The organism is Pyxidicoccus sp. M6 (genome assembly GCF_055568925.1).
In genome coordinates this window covers 4,763,148-4,779,796 of record NZ_CM145714.1, presented here as the reverse complement: position 1 = coordinate 4,779,796, position 16,649 = coordinate 4,763,148, and the positions used below count along the sequence as shown (strand labels likewise).

The window sequence follows — 16,649 nt, the reverse complement described above, 5'->3', positions numbered from 1 at the left end:
GTGACACGAAATCACCACCGAAGAAGACCACGGCTCCTCATGGCACTCGCACTCCCGGCCCTCGTCGCCATGGGGGCGTGCCAGCCAGAAACGGGCTCCGTCGATGATGCCGCTGTCGAGAGCGCCACCGGGCGGTCGCAGGAAGCCGTTTGTAGTCCCTACGTGTCGCTCAACGGCACTGCCACCATCACGCTCGACAACAGCCTGCCGACTCCCACCCTCGTGAATGACAGGAGCCTCCTCATCACCAGGCAGGCCGGCTATTCCTCGGTGAAACCGCTGTTCACGCTCGGAAGGCTGCTCAAGGACAACGGCAACTTCATCAACTACCACATCTGCCAGGACCGCCCCGGCGACCCGCCCAAGGAGCTGGAAAGCTTCGTGCGCAATCCATTCCAGGGAGGCGCCAATGACGTGAACGAACACAACGCCTGGCCCCGAGTCAAAGTCGGGACGACTCCAACAATCAGAAACACGTTTCAAGAGCGGATTCTGACCCCGTGGGCGGCCGGCGACGAAAACGGTCCATTCCGCCTTCTCGCGGTGGTCAACCGAATGGATATCGCCGGTGACGTCGATACCCGCGGCGGCGGAAACTTCGCGGGGAGCGAGCGGCGATGGTTCGGGGAGGGACGCTTGGTCTTCGGACTGAACCAGGATGTCGACGGAAGCACGCCGTACCCCATGACGCTCATCATAGAATACCGGTTGCCAGCCTTGAAAGAGACCACCGTCGGCAGCAGCACCACGTACGAGCTCGATACCGAGTTCAACTACGTGGCCGGGCCCGCGGGCAACGACGCATGGAGAGACGGACGAGCGCGCTGGGCAAAGCTCTGGCGCGAGCTCTCCCGATATCCTCACACCGACGCCAACTACAAGGCGCTGCTGCTCAAGATCGTCAAGCTGTTCGCCACCGGAGACAACCTCCTTGCGCTTCGAACCGGAGAGCGGGTCTACGATCCGACCACGGGCGCATTCACCAACGAATTCGAGTACCGCGAGTTCTACCATAACGACCAGTGGAACATCGCGACGCGCAAGCTCCGCCGAGAGCCGATTCTCTGCGCCCAGGGGAGCACCACCCTCAAGAATCGAATCCTGGAGGAGTGGAACAACGCTGCAAATGATTTCCACTTCACGTTCATGCTGGGTGAGCGGAAGCTCGAACAGGCCGAGGTCGACGAGTTGTCGGCGCGCTGCGGGAACAACCGATACCCATCACCAGAGGGTCTGCCCTACGGGCAGGACCTGAAATCCGGCGGGTACGGGCTCCGAGCCAAGTTCACGCGCTTCACCAGCAGCACGGTATGGACGATAAGCAACGTCGGCGAGACCAAGCGGCACAAGGCCGCCGCGGCCACATGCAGCGGCTGCCATTCGACGGAGACGGGAAACCCGACGGTCTTCCACATCAGCCCCAGGTTGGCCGGCGAGGATGCGCAGGTCTCGGCATTCCTGACCGGCCCCGTGCAGGCCAACCCGAACGGCACTCCCTACTCATTGGACGAGATGGCCGACCGCGGCACCAGGCTCGTCAATTTCGCCGCCCGATACGATTACTCCCTCGACTATCCCGCGAGCCATACGAACGAGCAGCTCTACTGCAACGCGAACCCGTGCTCGGCGACGACGTACCCCCTTTGAGAATACAAAATGAAACACAGCACGCAAAATCAAAGGCTTCACTTTGCCCTGGCCGCACTGATGCTGTCTGTTTTCGCTCTGCCCGAAACGGTCCACGCACGTTCCGGACTTGGCGTGAATATCAACGCGGCCAACTACTGGGGCACGGAGCTGAAATTCACCAACGTCATGAAGGCGGCTTCTGGCCCATTTGGAATCTGGATGACCAGATGCGACCCGAACTCCAACAACCAGGTCGAAAGAGACGGATGTAGGAACTTCCGCGCATATCCCAACGGCTGGGGGACTTTTGCAGCCTGGGACACGGGCGAGCAGAGCAAGCTGAACCTGGACCCCAATGGCTATCCCTTGTCCCTGCCTGCTCCGAACGACACGAGCGTCAAATACAGAGCGGTCGGAGCAATCGTCCTACACCCGGACTCGAAGTCCGATCCGGGCGAATACATCATTCTCTACGATGGCGAGGGCACGCTGGCTTACACTGGCGTGACAAAGGCAGGCTCAGTTCCTGGCCGGGATGTCGTCAAATACACCGCAGGAAACGAGTTCAATCTGACGATCACGACAACGAACCCGGACAACCACCTCCGCAATATTCGCGTGATTCCTCCGGGTGGGGCCTGCTCAAACGAGCCGGACAACTTCACGCCAACGGCCGCTGAATGCACGGGGACCTTCACCCCGATGGAAGAATATGCCAAGACACATGTCTTTCATCCTCGCTTCGTGGCGGGCCTGAAAGGCATGCGGGTTCTGCGCTTCATGGATACCATGTGCACGAACTGCACTGACAAGGACAGCAGCACGGGTGACCCCAGACATACGCTGGTTGCCTGGAGCGACCGGGCAAAACGCGAGGATGTCAGCTACACCCAGTACGAAGGCCTTCCATTTCCTGTGCTGTTTGACCTGGCCGACGAAGTCGGTGCGGATCCCTGGATCAATATCGGATACCGCGCTCAGGATAGCGTTGCCATCAACTTTGGAAAGCTGGCGAAGAGTCGCCTGACGCCAGGTCAGACCCTGTACCTTGAATACGGGAATGAACCCTGGAACGGTGCCTTTCCGAACTCGAGCTGGCTTGCAGCACGGGGGAAGGCCACCTTCCCCGACTGCAAGACCGGGGAATCCGGCGCTTGCTGTCGCGCAAGTGAGGATTCCGAGTGCAGCGACTGGAGCAAACAGCTCAACTACTACAGCCTGCGGGCGTCTCAAATCTGTCAGCTCGTGAAGGCGCAATTTGGCGCGGATTCATCTGCTGTCAAATGCGTCATGGGCGGCTGGGCGGCCAATGCCTGGACAAACGAGCACATGCTTCTGAAGTGCCCGGTGGCCGATGATGTGTTGGGCAAGCCGTGCGATCAGGTGTTTGACGCCATTGCGATTGCTCCCTATTTCGGCGGAGAAATCGGGAACGTCGACTCCGATGGCAATGGACACGACCCGGCACCCTATTTTGACCGCCATGGTCGCACGGTCATGCAGTGGCTGGGCGATTCTGATGGTGGCTTGGGGGCCCTCTTCGAGGAATTGGAATATGTCTCTCTGCCAGAGTCCATCAACTGGACGAGGCAGAACAAGGCAGTGGCCGACAAATATGGCAAAATCCTACTTGGGTATGAGGGTGGCCAGCACCTGCTCGACTTTGCTGAAAAAACAGTCCAAGGCGGCGAGGAGGTCTGGTTCTACCATCCGGCTGTCCAGGCTCTGTTCCGGAAAGCCAATAGCGATCCGCGCATGGGCAGCCTGTACACCCGATACCTGACCCAATGGAAGGATGCGGGCCCCCAGACGATGGTTCTGTTCACGAACATCGCTGCTGATGGCTCGTATGGCTACTGGGGCTTGCGTCAAGATATCCAGCAAGTCTCAACCCCGAAATGGGACGCCGCCAGGTATTTCCGTGACAATGTTTCGTGCTGGTGGGGCGGCTGCTGAGAGTGCAGTGAAAAGCGAGAACCCTCGGGAGGTTCCGGGGGTTCTCTTTTTGCGCAGCGTCCGGAGGACCGTCACACCTTGTAGAGCAGGTCCATGTACTTCTTGAGCAAATCGCTCACGAGCCCGCGGAACGGAACGCTGGCCGCCATGCCGTAGACAGGGGCCATGGTGCCCTTCTCGCCGGGGTTCGCCTTCACGTGAGCCACGGCGTTGCGCAAGTCGCTGAGGAACCGCTCCGCCACGCCGGGCTGCGTGTGGCGCAAGGTGACGCACAGGTGGACCGCGGCGGGCTTGTGCAGGCCGTTGAGGCTCCACCCGTGCGCGCTCATCTGCTCCATCACCTTGAACACGTCCAGCGCCTCCGAACCGAAGGCGATGACGAACAGCGGGTCTCCCAGCACGTGCAGCTCCGGAATGGCCTTGATGCCCTTCTTGAGGGTGTCGGCCGTCTCCAGGATGCGGCGGGTGGCCTCCAGGTAGCCCTGCTCGCCCATGCTCACCATGGACGCCCACGCGGTGGCGATGAGCGCGCCGGGCCGGCTGCCGGAGAACGTCGGCGAGAAGTAGATGCCACCCGGCCAGTCCGTCGCCGTGAAGTACTGGTGCGAGCGCAGCTCCGTCCCCCGGTAGAGCACCACGGACGAGCCCTTGGCCGCGTAGCCGAACTTGTGCGTGTCCACGGAGATGGACGTCACGCCCGGCAGCCGGAAGTCGAAGGGCGGCACCTCGTAGCCCAGCTTCCGCGCGAAGGGCAGCACGAAGCCGCCCAGGCAACCGTCGGTGTGGAAGCCGATGCGCTTGCGCCGCGCCAACTCGGACAGCTCGGCGATGGGGTCGATGACGCCATGGGGAAAGCCCGGCGCGGAGCCGATGAGGACAATCGTGTTGCGGTTGATGGCCTTCTTCGTCGCGGCCACGTCCGCGCGGTAGTCCGGCCCCACCGGCACCCGCACCATCTTCACGCCGAAGTAGTGCGCCGCCTTGTCGAACGCCGGGTGCGCGCTGGACGGCGCCACCATCTCCGGCTTCGTGATTCCCTTCGTCGCCCGCGCCCAATCCCGGTACGTCTTGATGGCGAGCATGATGCTCTCGGTGCCACCGGACGACATGGAGCCGCAGATGTGCTCCTCCGCCGGCTTGCCCGCGTTGGCCGCGTCGGCCCCGAGCATGCTCGCCGTCATGGCCACGACTTCCGCCTCGAACTTGGTGGCGCTGGGCCACAGGTCCGCGTGCAGCGGGTTGCTCTGCGAGTGGAGCCCGTACACGCGGTTGAGGAAGTCGATGTGCTCCGAGTCCCCGTTGTACACGGCGCCGGACACCTTGCCCTCGCGCCAGCGCACCTCCTCCTTCGCCTCCAGCGCCTGCAATTCCTTCAGCACCTCCTCGCGCGAGCGCCCCGTCACCGGCAGATGGTCATACGAGGGCAGCTTTCCCCGGTACGGCTTGAGGTCTCCCTCCAGCTCGGACAAGAGCGAGTCCGTCTCCTTCGAGAGCAAATCCCTCACCACGGGGACCGCCTTGAGGTAGCGCTCGGCCGCGGACAGCAGGCGCGGGGGCACGTGGTTCAACAGGCGCAGCGACTTCGGGTCGGGCAGTGCCATGGCAGGGGTTCCTTTCCGGGGCTTCACGCGCTCCGGGCGCGGTTGAGGCGCGCGAAGATGGCCTTGTTGGCCTTGTAGAGGTTGACGAACTCGCGGAACAGCTCGTCGTAGAGGGCGCGATTCTTCGGGTCCGGCTCGTACGTGCGGGCGATGGGGACGAGGGAGGGAATCTCATCCACCGTGAGCTGTCCCAGCGCGACGGCGGCCTGGAACGCGGCGCCCCGGGCGTTGGCCAGCACGGGCTCGTCCACCTGCTGAATCGTGCGGCCCAGCACGTCCGCGTGAATCTGGCACCACAGCGGCGAGCGCGCCCCGCCGCCGATGATGCGCAGCGAGTCCAGCTTGCGTCCCACGAACTGCTCCACGTAGGTGAACAGCCAGCGCGAGTTGTACGCCACGCCCTCCATCACCGCGCGGACCATGTGGGCCCGCGTCGTCTTGAGGGACTGGTTGAAGAAGCCGCCACGCAGCGCCTTGTCATCCACCGGACTGCGCTCGCCGTTGAGCCACGGCATGAAGATGAGCCTGTCACTGCCGGCGGGGACGCTGCCGGCCTGACGCTCCATCAGCTTGTACACTTCCGCCGAGTCGTCCTCCTCGGCCTCGCCCGGCTTCGCGTCGCGGCCGTAGAGGATGTTGTCCTTGAGGAAGGTGAGGCAGATGCCGGCGGACTCCTGCTCGTTGGCCAGCAGGTAGCGCCCCTGCAGCGCGGAGGGCACGGAGGCCATCTGGTGGAAGATGTCCGTCTTCTTGTACGGCACGTGGCAGCTCAGCCACGAGGACGTGCCCACGCACAGGTGCGGCTCGTGGTCTCGCACCGCGCCGGAGCCCACCGCGGCGGCGAGGATGTCCGGCGCGCCCGTCACCACCTGCACGTCCTCGCGCAAGCCCAGCGCACGCGCGGCCTCGGGCTGAAGCGGGCCGAGCACCGTGGCGGCGGGCACCAGGTCCGGCAGCTTCTCGCGCTCCAGCCCCGTGATTTGCAGGAGGCGGTCGTCATAGGTGACGCGGCTGAGCTCGCGGTTGTCCGTCACCCAGTGCAGGGTGATGGAGTCGTACGAAGCGGCGATGCGGCCGCTCAGCTTCAGGTTGAGCCAGTCCTTGGGCTCCAGGAACTTGTACGTGTTCCGGTAGACGTCCGGCTGCGCGCGCTGGAGGTAGAGGATGTGGCCCACCGGGTCCTTCCCGGACAGGCTCGGCGCCCCGCCGGACAGGCGAATCCAGGTGAGCAGCCGGCGGATGCCGTAGCCTTCGATGGGGATGAAGCCGCTGGCCACGCGCTTCACCTCGGCCGCGCCACGCGAGTCCATCCAGATGAGGGCGGGGCACAGGGGTTTTCCGGCCGCGTCCACGGCCACGGTGCCGGACCACTGCGAGCTGCAGTTGACGCCGATGATGTCCTCCGTGCGGACGGTGCCGGAGCCGAGCAGCCGCCGCGTGCCCGCGATGATGGCGTGCCACCAGGCCTCGGGGTCCTGCTCGGCGCCTCCGTCGGGGAGCAGGGAGAGCTCCAACGGCTCCGTGCTTCCACCGAGGATGCGCCCGCGAACCGTCACCACCGCGAGCTTCACGGCCGAGGTGCCGAGATCGATGGCCAGGATGGACTTCTCACCTGCGTGGGACACGCGGTCCTCCATGCGAAGGGCTCAGGAGTCGCCCGACTCTAGGAAGGGCGTAACAGAACCCGCCAGCCGCGTGCCGTAAATCGTTGTCTTTCTGAACCGTGGGCGTGCCCCCCGCGCACGCCCTCCCCTCTACTTCAAGCGAGCGGCCAGCTTCTGGAAGCGCGCATCCGCGCCCGGGACAGGGGTCGTGAGGGTCGGGTGGAAACGAGAGCACGGGGCGGGGTAACAAGACGTGAGTCGTGCCGGTCCAGGCACGCGCCGTGCCGAGGTGCGCATGCGAACGCAGCAGAGCCGCTTGCTCGTCTTCCTCCAGCGCCTGGGGCCTGGCGCCCGGAGTGGCTACGCAAACCTCCCCGGACTGGAGGACGTGCTGGCCTCGCTGTATGCCGCGGGACAGCGGGCCTGGCCGGGCGTGTCCCTGGCGGAGGAGGATTTCCTGCGGCACCTCGCCGGGTGCCTGCCGCCGGACGAGGACCCCGCCCGGGTGCTCGCATCCGTGCATGCCTCGGACCTCTTTCTGGCATGTGCCTGCGCGCGAGGTGACCCCGCGGCGCATGCCGCGCTGGAGAGTCAGGTGTTGCCCAAGGCAGCGGCCTCGGTGGCGCGTCTGCGGGAGACCGGAGTGGAGCCGGCCGAGGTGTTCCAGCGCCTGCGTGAGCGGCTCCTGGTTCCGGAAGGAGGCCGGCCCGCGCGCGTGGCGGAATACCAGGGCACCGGTCCGCTCACGGCCTGGCTGCGGGCGGCGGCGGTGCGCACGGCCCTCAACCTCCAGCGCGCGGAACGCCGGAGGACCCACGCCGAGGAAGAGGCGGAGGCACTGCCGCTCCCGGCCGAAGCGGGCGCGACGGACGTCGAGCTGGACTACCTGCGCAGAAAACACCGCGAGGACTTCCAGGCGGCGCTCTCCGAGGCACTCAATGCCCTGCCCGCGCGGGAGCGCACCGTGCTGCGCCTGCACGCCGTGGAGGGACTGAGCCTGGAGCGCATTGGCATCATGTACCAGACGCACAAGTCCACCGTGTCGCGCTGGGTGTCCAGGGCCCGGGAGACAGCGCTCGAGGGGACACGTCAGCGGCTGGCGGAGCGGCTCCGGCTGTCCTCCGGCGAGCTGCACAGCCTGATGCGAGCGCTGCACGGCGAGCTGGACCTGAGCCTCCCTTCCCTGCTGAGCAAGCCCGGGTAGACCAGACCGGCCAAGGCCGCCGCACGCTGACCTCGGCGCCTGAGCCCCAACGCGCCCCAACGTCGCCAGAAACGGCTCGCCCACCAGGACCTCACCTTGGTCCCACCGGTGAGGATTGCTAAGGTACTTGAATTCCCAGGAAGAAAAGGAATTCACAGAATGAACAGATTCATGCGTGCAGCGTGTCTGGGCCTGGCTCTCGTCATCTGCGCCTGTGGTGGCCCGCAGCAGGAGGAGGAGGAGGGCGAGCCGCTGGCGCAGCAGACCGCGCGCCTCACGACGGCGACGTCCCAGGGCTGTGACTACTCGGTGGCGTCGGTCCAGACGAGCGTCGCGCCGCCGCAGTACAACATCGTGGTGACCCGCACGGGGGGCACCGCCTGCGCCCTGACGACGGGCATCTCGCAGGTGGTGCAGAGCGTCCCGTTGAGCGCGCCGACCGACGTGGCGATTGTCGGCTCGGACCTGGGGCTCGCCGTGGGCTTCGTGATGCGCAATGGTTGGAGCGGCTCCGCCGCGTACATCTACGGCCTGCGCCACGTGGACCCGACGACGCTGGCCACCGTGCGCAACGCGGACATCTACTGCGACTACATGACGGGCAACATCCTCACGGGCAGCCTCGGCATCAGCACGAGCGGCACGAACGTCAGCGTGTTCGGCACGAAGAGCGGGAAGATCAACGGCCAGTCGGGAACCTACTACTCGGCGAGCTTCACCAACTTCTTCACCAGCACCACCCCGCCGTCCATCTTCGTCTTCTGATACTGCTGTTCCCCTGAAGAAGACGCCCGCCCCACGAGCGCATCTGGCGGCGGGCGGGATTCCCCCTGGGGGTGACATGCGCCGGCTCTTCATCAGCGTGCGGGAGCTCTGCACGCGGCACCCGGTGGCCCTGGGTGCCGCTGCGGTGTTCGGCTTGAGCCTGCTCATGCGCTGGCTCTATCTCCAGGCGTCGCCGGACCGGACCTGGCCCTTCTCCATCTTCTTCTACGGCGACGCGCGCTTCTTCCACGGGTACGCGCTCGATTGGGCGCGGGAGCGGCCCGCGCAGGCCACCCTGCCCTACCACCCGCCCCTGTTCCCCTGGTGCCTGGGCCTGCTCTACCGCCTCATGGGCGAGCCGCAGGGCAGCGCGTACCCGTACAAGCTCGTGCTCGCGGTGCTCAACTCCGCCACGGTGGCCTTCACGTGGGTGTGGTGGCGCAAGGCGCTCGGTACCGGCTGGAGCCTGCTCGGCGCCGCCCTCTTCGCGTCCAGCTTCGGCTGGCTGGTGCTCTCCACCACGTACAGCAACGAGGTGCTCTACGCCCTCTTCCTGTCCGCCACCTGCGCGCTGATGCTCGAACATCGCGCCGGGCCCACGTGGGGCGGCGCCGTGCTGCTCGGCCTCGTCATGGGGCTGGGCTCGCTGACGCGCGCCGAGCACCTCTACCTCTGGCCCTTCCTGCTCGCGTGGGCCTGGCTGTACCGGGGCACGACGCCGCTGTCCGCCCTGGCGGCGCGCTGGGGTGCGGCGGGGCTCGTCTGCGCGCTCGTGCTGGCGCCGTGGGCCGTGCACAACGCGCGCGTGCTCGCGGAAATCAACGCGCGCACGCCGGAGCTGGAGCCGCTGCCGGAGCTGGCGCCCGTCACCGTCTATGGCCCCATCAACTTCGCCATGGCCAACCACGCCGGGGCCACCGGCGGCTTCACGCCGGACTCCGTCAACCGGCTCGGCCAGGACGGCAACCTGGACGTGGCCAACCCCTCCCAGCGCCGCCTGCTGCTTCACGGCTACGCAGAGGGGCTCACCTGGATTCGCGAGCACCCCGCCGACGCGGCCCGCCTCTGCGTGGCCAAGCTGGACCGCTGGCTGGACGGGCTGGGCCTGGGCTTCGGCGCGTCCAACCTGCCGTCCGGCCTGAGCGGCAACCGCGCGCCCGTGGACCTCTTCGTCCCCGAGAGCGCGTGGCTCAAGTGGCCGCTCCTGGTGCTCCTCCTCGCAGGTGCAACCCTGTCACTCCTGCCACCCTGGCGCACCTGGGCGCTGTTCACCGCCGTGGTGCTGCACCGGGCCCTCATCACCCTCGCCTTCTTCGGCTACACGCGCGGGCTGCTCGCCATCTTCCCCGCGCTCCTCCCGCTGCTGCTCCTGCCGCTCGTCGCCCTCGCCGCGCGCCGGCCCTCGCTGGCCCCGCGGCTGCCCGCCTTCGCCGCCGCAACGCTGTTGCTGTTGTGGGTGGAGGCCGGAACCCTCGCACTGGGTGCGCCTCGCGGCTTCATGGCCAGCGGTAGCACCGACAGCGCCAGCGGAAAGCTCATCCAGGACGACTGGGTGAGAATCTGGCCCCGTCAATAAAAATCCGTTCCAGGTGTTGACGATTCGCGCTCCGAGGCGCGGTGGGTTTCACAATCCGTCTTGGGTAGTGTTCACCAGTCAACACTCCTACCCATTGATTTCATTTTGTTACGACGTTTGTCGGTATCACTTGGAATTACCCGTATTCAGATTTTGTAGGGTGATCGGCTAAGGCGTTCTCCGGGCTCCGTCTGTGGAGCCATCCCGGGCTCAAGGCCCTGGGGTCCCGTCGAGGAGAAACGCATGCGCCACACCAAGGTGTCAGCAGCATGTCTCGTCCTGCTCCTGGGAGCTGCGACGAGCTGGGCGTTGCAGCCCCCGGAGAGCGGTCAGAGCGCAGTCGCGAGCAAGGCTTTCTTCAAGCCTGAGTTGTACCTGCCCATCCAGAACGTTCCGTTGGACACGGCGCGCCGCAACATGGCCGCCACCACGGAGGACGCGTGGGACGCGTTCTTCGCCAGGAACGGGAAGGACTTCAACGTCTACATCGACCCGCGCACGGGCTCGCCCACGGCCGTGCAGGGTGTCATCCCCCTCATCCCGGGTGACGGCTTCAACAACAAGGTGACGATGGACGAGGTACGCGAGTCCATCGGCCGCTCCATCGCGGCCGTGGATGCGTCCGTCATCGAGGACCTCGTCCTCAAGTTCATCGCGGACAACCAGGCCGCGCTCAACATCGACCTGCTCCAGCTCGGCCAGCCCAAGGTGACGCAGGTCAGCGAGCACCTGTGGCAGGTGCACATTCCCCAGCAGGTGAATGGCATCGCCGTGCGGCACGGCCGCGTGGCCGCCACCATCAGCCACGGCAACCTCATCCTCCTGGGCACCGAGGCGTGGGCCAATGTCGCCATCGACACGAAGCCCGCCTTCGGCCCGCAGGACGCGCTGTCCGCCGGCAGCAGCTTCATCGGCTTCGCGCCGGTGGCGCAGAGCCTGTGGCAGCAGCCCGTCCTCGAGGTGGCCCCCGTCGCCCGCCAGGGTGAGTCCTTCAGCGGCGCCGTGGGCACCGGCTACGAGCACCAGCTCGTCTACACCTACGGCTTCCAGGACCCCAACGCCCACCAGCGCTGGAAGGTGACGGTGGACGCGCAGTCCGGTGAGACCATCGCCATCGAGGACGACAACCACTACTTCGACGCGCAGTACGTGGGTGGCGTCTACCCGTCCACCAACATCGGCACCTGCGCCGACAACACGGTGTGCGGCACCATGCAGCCCAACACGCCCATGCCGTGGGCGAACACGGGCCTCGCCTCGCCCAACAACTACACGGACGGCGCCGGCATCTACAACTTCAGCTCCGGCACCTCCACCACCACGCTGAACGGCAAGTACGTCCGCGTGACGGACACCTGCGGCACCGTCAGCGCCAGCACGTCCACGGGCAACCTGGACCTGGGCGGCGTGAACAACGACCACGACTGCACCGTGCCCTCCGGCAGCTCCACGGGCAACACGGCCGCGTCGCGCTCCAGCTTCTACGAGCTGGGCAAGCTGAAGGAGCAGGCCCGCGGCTGGCTGCCCAACAACACCTGGCTCCAGGGTCAGCTCACCGCCAACGTCAACATCAACAGCACCTGCAACGCCTTCTGGAACGGCTCGACGGTCAACTTCTACCGCAGCGGCGGTGGCTGCCGGAACACCGGTGAGATTGGCGCCGTGTTCGACCACGAGTGGGGCCACGGCATGGACAACTTCGACTCCAACGGCACCCTGTCCAACTCCTCCGAGGGCTACGCGGACATCGCCGCCATCTACCGCCTGCAGACGTCCTGCGTGGGCTACGGCTTCTTCCAGACCAGCAACCGCGGCTGCGGCCTGACGCCGGACGGCTCTGGCTACAACCAGCAGGAGTCGCAGGTCTCCGGCCAGTCGTGGTGCAACACGAAGTGCTCCGGCGTGCGCGATGCGGACTGGGCGGCCAGCGTGAACAACGTGCCGGCCACGCCGCAGAACTTCGTGTGCCCCATGTGCAGCTCCAGCACCGGCCCCTGCGGCCGTCAGGTGCACTGCGCCGCGTCTCCCGCGCGCCAGGCCGCCTGGGACCTCGTCACGCGTGATTTGACGGCGGCGCCCTTCAACATGGACTCCAACACCGCCTTCATCACCGCGAACAAGATCTTCTACCAAGGTAGCGGCAACATCGGCACGTGGCACGGCTGTAACTGCACCGCCGGCACCTCCGACGGCTGTGGCGCCACCAACGGCTACATGCAGTGGCTGGCCGCGGACGACGACAACGGCAACCTGAACGATGGCACGCCGCACATGACGGCCATCTACAACGCCTACAACCGCCACAACATCGCCTGCACCACGCCGGCCCCCACCAACGCGGGCTGCTCCGCCGGCCCCACCGCCGCCCCCACGCACACCGCCACGGCGGGCGACGGCCAGGTGGCCCTCAACTGGTCCACGTCCTCGGGCGCCTCCGAGTACTGGGTGATGCGCACGGAGGGCTTCGCCGGCTGTGACTTCGGCAAGGCGAAGATCGCCACCGTCACCGGCACCAGCTACACGGACTCCGAGGTCGCCAACGGCCGTCAGTACTGCTACTCGGTCGTCCCGGCCTCCTCGAACGCCTGCTACGGCCGCGCCAGCACCTGCAGCTGCGCGACGCCGGCCTGCACGGCGCCGGGTGTCGCCACGCTGTCCACGCCCGCCAACGGCGCCACCGGCGTGGAGCCGCTCGCGGTGCTGGACTGGGCCGACGTGTCGGGCGCGTCCACCTACGAGGTCCAGGTGGCCACCGACTCCGCCTTCACCAACGTCGTGGCCACCGCCACCACGCTGACGACGAGCACCTGGACGACGTCGCCGGCCCTCAGTGCCAACACCTCGTACTTCTGGCGCGTGCGCGCGAAGAACTCGTGCGGCGGCACCGGTGCGTGGTCCTCGGCGTTCTCCTTCACCACCCGCGGCTGCGTCACCCTGGCCGCCCCCACGCTGACGAGCCCCGCCAACGGCGCCACCGGCGTCGCCACGGGCGCGGCGCTCGACTGGTCCGACGTGACGGGCGCCACCCGCTACGAAGTGCAGGTGGCCACCGACTCCGCGTTCACCAACGTGGTCCGCTCCAGCACCACGCTGACCTCCAGCAACTGGACGGTGTCTCCGGCCCTGTCCAGCTCCACGGTGTACTACTGGCGGGCCCGCGCGGCGGATAGCTGCGGCACCGGCGCCTACAGCGCCACCAACAGCTTCACCACCACCAGCGTCTGCACGCCTGTCGCGGCCACCTTCGACACCACCCGCCAGGCTCCGACGTGCGGCACGGTGTGCGGCTGCGACACGGGCACCACGCTGGTCAACGGCCGCGGCACGATGTCCGGCGGCGTCGAGGCCAACCAGCCCAACACCATCGCCGACTCGTGCGCGGACGGCACCTCCGGTACGTTCCACTCCGACGAGAGCATCGACCGGGTGGTCATCAAGACGGTGGACCAGGGCCCGTTCGCCGTCGGCAAGCAGGTGACGGTGGAAGTGACGGTCTGGTGCTGGGGCACGACGGACTACTTCGACCTGTACTACACGACGAACGCCGGGACTCCGGCCTGGACGGCGCTGACCACCGCTCAGGCCTGCACCGCGGGCGCCGTGTCGAAGACGTTCACCCACACGTTCAACCTCGGCGCCACGACCGGCACGCACGCCATCCGCGCCCAGTTCCGCTACGGCGGCTCGGCCAGCGCGTGCACCTCCGGCAGCTACAACGACCGCGACGACGTGGTGTTCGGCGTCGGCGCGGCGGTGGCGGCCAGCCCGTCCGGCAAGAAGGCGACGGCGCAGGGCCGCGCGGCTCCGGCCGACCGCTGACCCTCGCTGACGACTGAGTGAATGAAGGGCTCCCGGGACGCGCGTCCGGGGGCCCTTCGCTTTTTGCCGGGCGCGCGTGCTCAGTGGCGGCCCGGGTGCTCCGGCATGTCCGGGTGCTCCGGCTCATGCGGGTGCGCGCGGCGCGGTTCATCCAGGGGGCCGCCGTACAGGAGCCCCACCTCCGCCGCGCTCCGGCCCGGCTCGTGCTGCGCCAGCTCGCGCCGGTGCGCCTGCTTCCAGCCGTCGTGGCGGATGCGGAGGATTTCCTGCACCAGCACCTGCGCCGCCGCGGCCAGCGGCACGGCGAGCACCACGCCGGCCAGCCCGGACAGCGCGCCGCCGCAGAGCGCGACGATGGAGATGAGCAGCGGGTTCATCCGGATGGCGCGCCGCTGCACCATGGGCCCGAGCACGTTGGACTCGAGCTGCTGGTACACCATGAACAACGCCAGCGCGATGAGGGCCTTCTTCATGCCCACGGTGGCGAGCGTGGTGAGCGCCACCAGCACCGCGCTGATGACGCTGCCGAGGAAGGGAATGACTCCGAGCAGCATCACCACCAGCCCGAGCGCGAGGAAGTACGGCACGCCCTGGACGAGGGCCACGATGGCGGCCACCGTGCCGCCGATGGTCATCACCAGCAGCGTGCCCGCGAGGTAGTTGCCCACGGCCTCGCGCATGCGGCCCACCAGGAGGCGCACGCGCGGACGGCGGCGCGGAGACACCCACTGGAGGATGCTCTCGTAGAGGTCCGCGCCGAACAGCAGGCTGAAGACGGTGAGCGCCACCACGGTGATGCCCGCCCCCACCAGCCCCAGCGTGGACGAGAGGACGTCGATGACCCGGTCCGCCACGTCCGCGGGCTCGAAGCGGACGAGGTCCTCCGGACGGACGTGGACGTTGTACTTCCGGCCCAGGTCCAGCACCCAGTCCTTCCGCGAGAGCTGCTGGAGGTACTCGGGTGTGGACTGCACCAGGGACTGGAGCTGCTGCACCAGCATGGGCACCAGCGTCCCCACCAGCACGCCCATGACTCCGAGCAGCATCAGCGCCACCACGGCCACGCCGAGTCCCCGCTTCAGCCCCCAGCGCTCCAGCCGGCGCACCAGCGGGTCCAGGGCGATGGACAGCAGCACCACCACGGCCAGCAGCGTGAGCACCGGATAGAGCTGCCGGATGACCAGCCAGCACACGGCGAGCAGGAGGACTTGAAGCCCCACGGACCACACCGTGCGCGGAGGCACGTAGACCGGGAGCTGCCGACGCGAGGACTTCATGTCCCCCAAGGTAGGAAGTGGCGGCCCGCATGGCAGGCGCTCCACGGCGTGCGCTCGTTGCACACGTCCGCAAGTGCGCGGGAACAGCGGCGCTCCGCGCGTCCGCGTGAGGGCAGCCGAGCGAGCAGGCCCCAGGTTGTCAGCCTGCCTTCCGAGGCGACGACCAGGGGCCTTGCGGCCCACCCGTGCCATTGGGGCGGGTCGGCCCCACCCTCCAGTGCGACACCGACTCCAAGAAACCGGGACCCGACCCTGTCCGATAATCTTCTAAGCTGGTTGTAACCGCCGTGCGCGGAGGATGACGTGATGTGGATTGAAGCCATCGTCATGCCCCGAGAGAGTCCTCGCCCGTCGCGTTCGCTGTCGCGACGTGGACGAGGCATGCGGGCAAGCGCTCCCTCGCCTGCTCCCGACCGCGCGAGGCTCCACGCCGAGGGGTGTGAGGAGGGCCGCCGCTTCCGCGACGCGGTGCTGGGCTTCCTCCAGGCAAGGCACCTCATGAGCGCGGTGCGGTGGATCAGCGAGCCGGGCACGCTGCCGCAGGTGACGTTGCACTGCACGCAGGGGGTGCTGGAGCAGCTCCGCCAGGCGCCGGAGTTCGAGGCGGGGCTGTCCATGCGCCTCGAGTTCCTCGCCTGAGCCCGGGTGCTGCCGGAGTCCGGGCGCGCCCCTAGTTTCAAATGGGAAACACAGGGGCGCCGCGTGGGCGGTGGCGCGCGGAAGTGCTTCGCTCACGGGCGCTGGGGAGCGCGTCATGAGTGAGCTCATCGTCAAACATGCCAGGGCACCGGACGAGCGCCGGCCCTTCCTCGCGCACGGGCATGTCGACATCTTCGACTTCGGCGGCGGCAGCATGGCGGGTTTCGGCGTCTTCGAACCGGGGTGGCAATGGTCCAAGGACGTCAAGCCCATCGCGGGCACGGAGAGCTGCCAGGCTTCGCACACGGGCTACGTCCTCTCCGGCCGGCTGGCCGTCGCCATGGATGACGGCACGCGGGCGGAGCTGGGCCCCGGAGACCTGGTCGTCATCCCTCCCGGACATGATGCGTGGGTCCTCGGCGACGAGCCCTGCACCATGGTGGACTTCGAGGGCATGTCCCAATACGCGCGGCGCGAGGAGTCGGGCACGCGGTACGCGAGCAGCACCGAGGAAGTGGCGCCCGGCATCCACTGAGCGCCGCAGTCACGGCGTGCAGGACGCGCCGGGCTCGGGCGGGA

Annotated in this window: 11 protein-coding genes; 8 read left to right on the top strand and 3 right to left on the bottom strand. The window is 67.2% G+C overall.

Annotated elements, in window-relative coordinates; all coding sequences use genetic code 11:
* Nucleotides 1-39: 39 nt before the first annotated feature.
* Nucleotides 40-1,647: a c-type cytochrome gene (locus ACVTJA_RS18970; protein WP_465837985.1), complete on the top strand. Its 1,608-nt coding sequence runs from the start codon at nucleotides 40-42 to the stop codon at nucleotides 1,645-1,647.
* Nucleotides 1,648-1,656: 9 nt separating this feature from the next.
* Complete coding sequence (locus ACVTJA_RS18965; RefSeq protein WP_465837983.1) at nucleotides 1,657-3,585, top strand: hypothetical protein; 1,929 nt, start codon at nucleotides 1,657-1,659, stop codon at nucleotides 3,583-3,585.
* Nucleotides 3,586-3,656: 71 nt separating this feature from the next.
* On the opposite strand, the gene ACVTJA_RS18960 is transcribed toward ACVTJA_RS18965, so the two are convergent.
* Entirely contained in the window at nucleotides 3,657-5,186 is a 1,530-nt protein-coding gene (locus tag ACVTJA_RS18960) for a pyridoxal phosphate-dependent decarboxylase family protein (protein ID WP_465837981.1), read from the bottom strand.
* A 23-nt stretch (nucleotides 5,187-5,209) separates the two neighbouring features.
* Nucleotides 5,210-6,823: a xylulokinase gene (locus tag ACVTJA_RS18955; RefSeq protein ID WP_465837980.1), complete on the bottom strand. Its 1,614-nt coding sequence runs from the start codon at nucleotides 6,821-6,823 to the stop codon at nucleotides 5,210-5,212.
* Between the two features lie 262 nt (nucleotides 6,824-7,085).
* Here ACVTJA_RS18955 and ACVTJA_RS18950 point away from each other — a divergent pair, with 262 nt between their 5' ends.
* The 4 genes from ACVTJA_RS18950 (at nucleotide 7,086) to ACVTJA_RS18935 (ending at nucleotide 14,154) form a co-directional block, all read left to right on the top strand.
* Nucleotides 7,086-7,994 carry a sigma-70 family RNA polymerase sigma factor gene (locus tag ACVTJA_RS18950; protein ID WP_465837979.1) on the top strand — a complete coding sequence of 303 codons (909 nt, stop codon included), beginning with the start codon at nucleotides 7,086-7,088 and terminating at the stop codon, nucleotides 7,992-7,994.
* A gap of 171 nt (nucleotides 7,995-8,165) precedes the next feature.
* A complete protein-coding gene (locus tag ACVTJA_RS18945) occupies nucleotides 8,166-8,759 on the top strand; it encodes a hypothetical protein (RefSeq protein ID WP_465837978.1) in 594 nt (197 codons plus the stop codon).
* A gap of 76 nt (nucleotides 8,760-8,835) precedes the next feature.
* Nucleotides 8,836-10,335, top strand: coding sequence for an ArnT family glycosyltransferase (locus ACVTJA_RS18940; protein ID WP_465837976.1), 1,500 nt, complete (start codon nucleotides 8,836-8,838; stop codon nucleotides 10,333-10,335).
* Nucleotides 10,336-10,578: 243 nt separating this feature from the next.
* The gene (locus ACVTJA_RS18935; protein ID WP_465837974.1) at nucleotides 10,579-14,154 is read left to right on the top strand and encodes an endopeptidase; all 3,576 of its coding nucleotides are present in this window, start codon (nucleotides 10,579-10,581) and stop codon (nucleotides 14,152-14,154) included.
* A gap of 80 nt (nucleotides 14,155-14,234) precedes the next feature.
* Here the strand turns inward: ACVTJA_RS18935 and ACVTJA_RS18930 are convergent, their stop codons facing one another.
* Complete coding sequence (locus ACVTJA_RS18930; RefSeq protein ID WP_465837973.1) at nucleotides 14,235-15,431, bottom strand: AI-2E family transporter; 1,197 nt, start codon at nucleotides 15,429-15,431, stop codon at nucleotides 14,235-14,237.
* A gap of 381 nt (nucleotides 15,432-15,812) precedes the next feature.
* Here ACVTJA_RS18930 and ACVTJA_RS18925 point away from each other — a divergent pair, with 381 nt between their 5' ends.
* Nucleotides 15,813-16,070 carry a hypothetical protein gene (locus ACVTJA_RS18925; RefSeq protein WP_465837972.1) on the top strand — a complete coding sequence of 86 codons (258 nt, stop codon included), beginning with the start codon at nucleotides 15,813-15,815 and terminating at the stop codon, nucleotides 16,068-16,070.
* A gap of 115 nt (nucleotides 16,071-16,185) precedes the next feature.
* A complete protein-coding gene (locus tag ACVTJA_RS18920) occupies nucleotides 16,186-16,605 on the top strand; it encodes a cupin domain-containing protein (protein WP_465837970.1) in 420 nt (139 codons plus the stop codon).
* The last annotated feature ends 44 nt before the right edge of the window (nucleotides 16,606-16,649 follow it).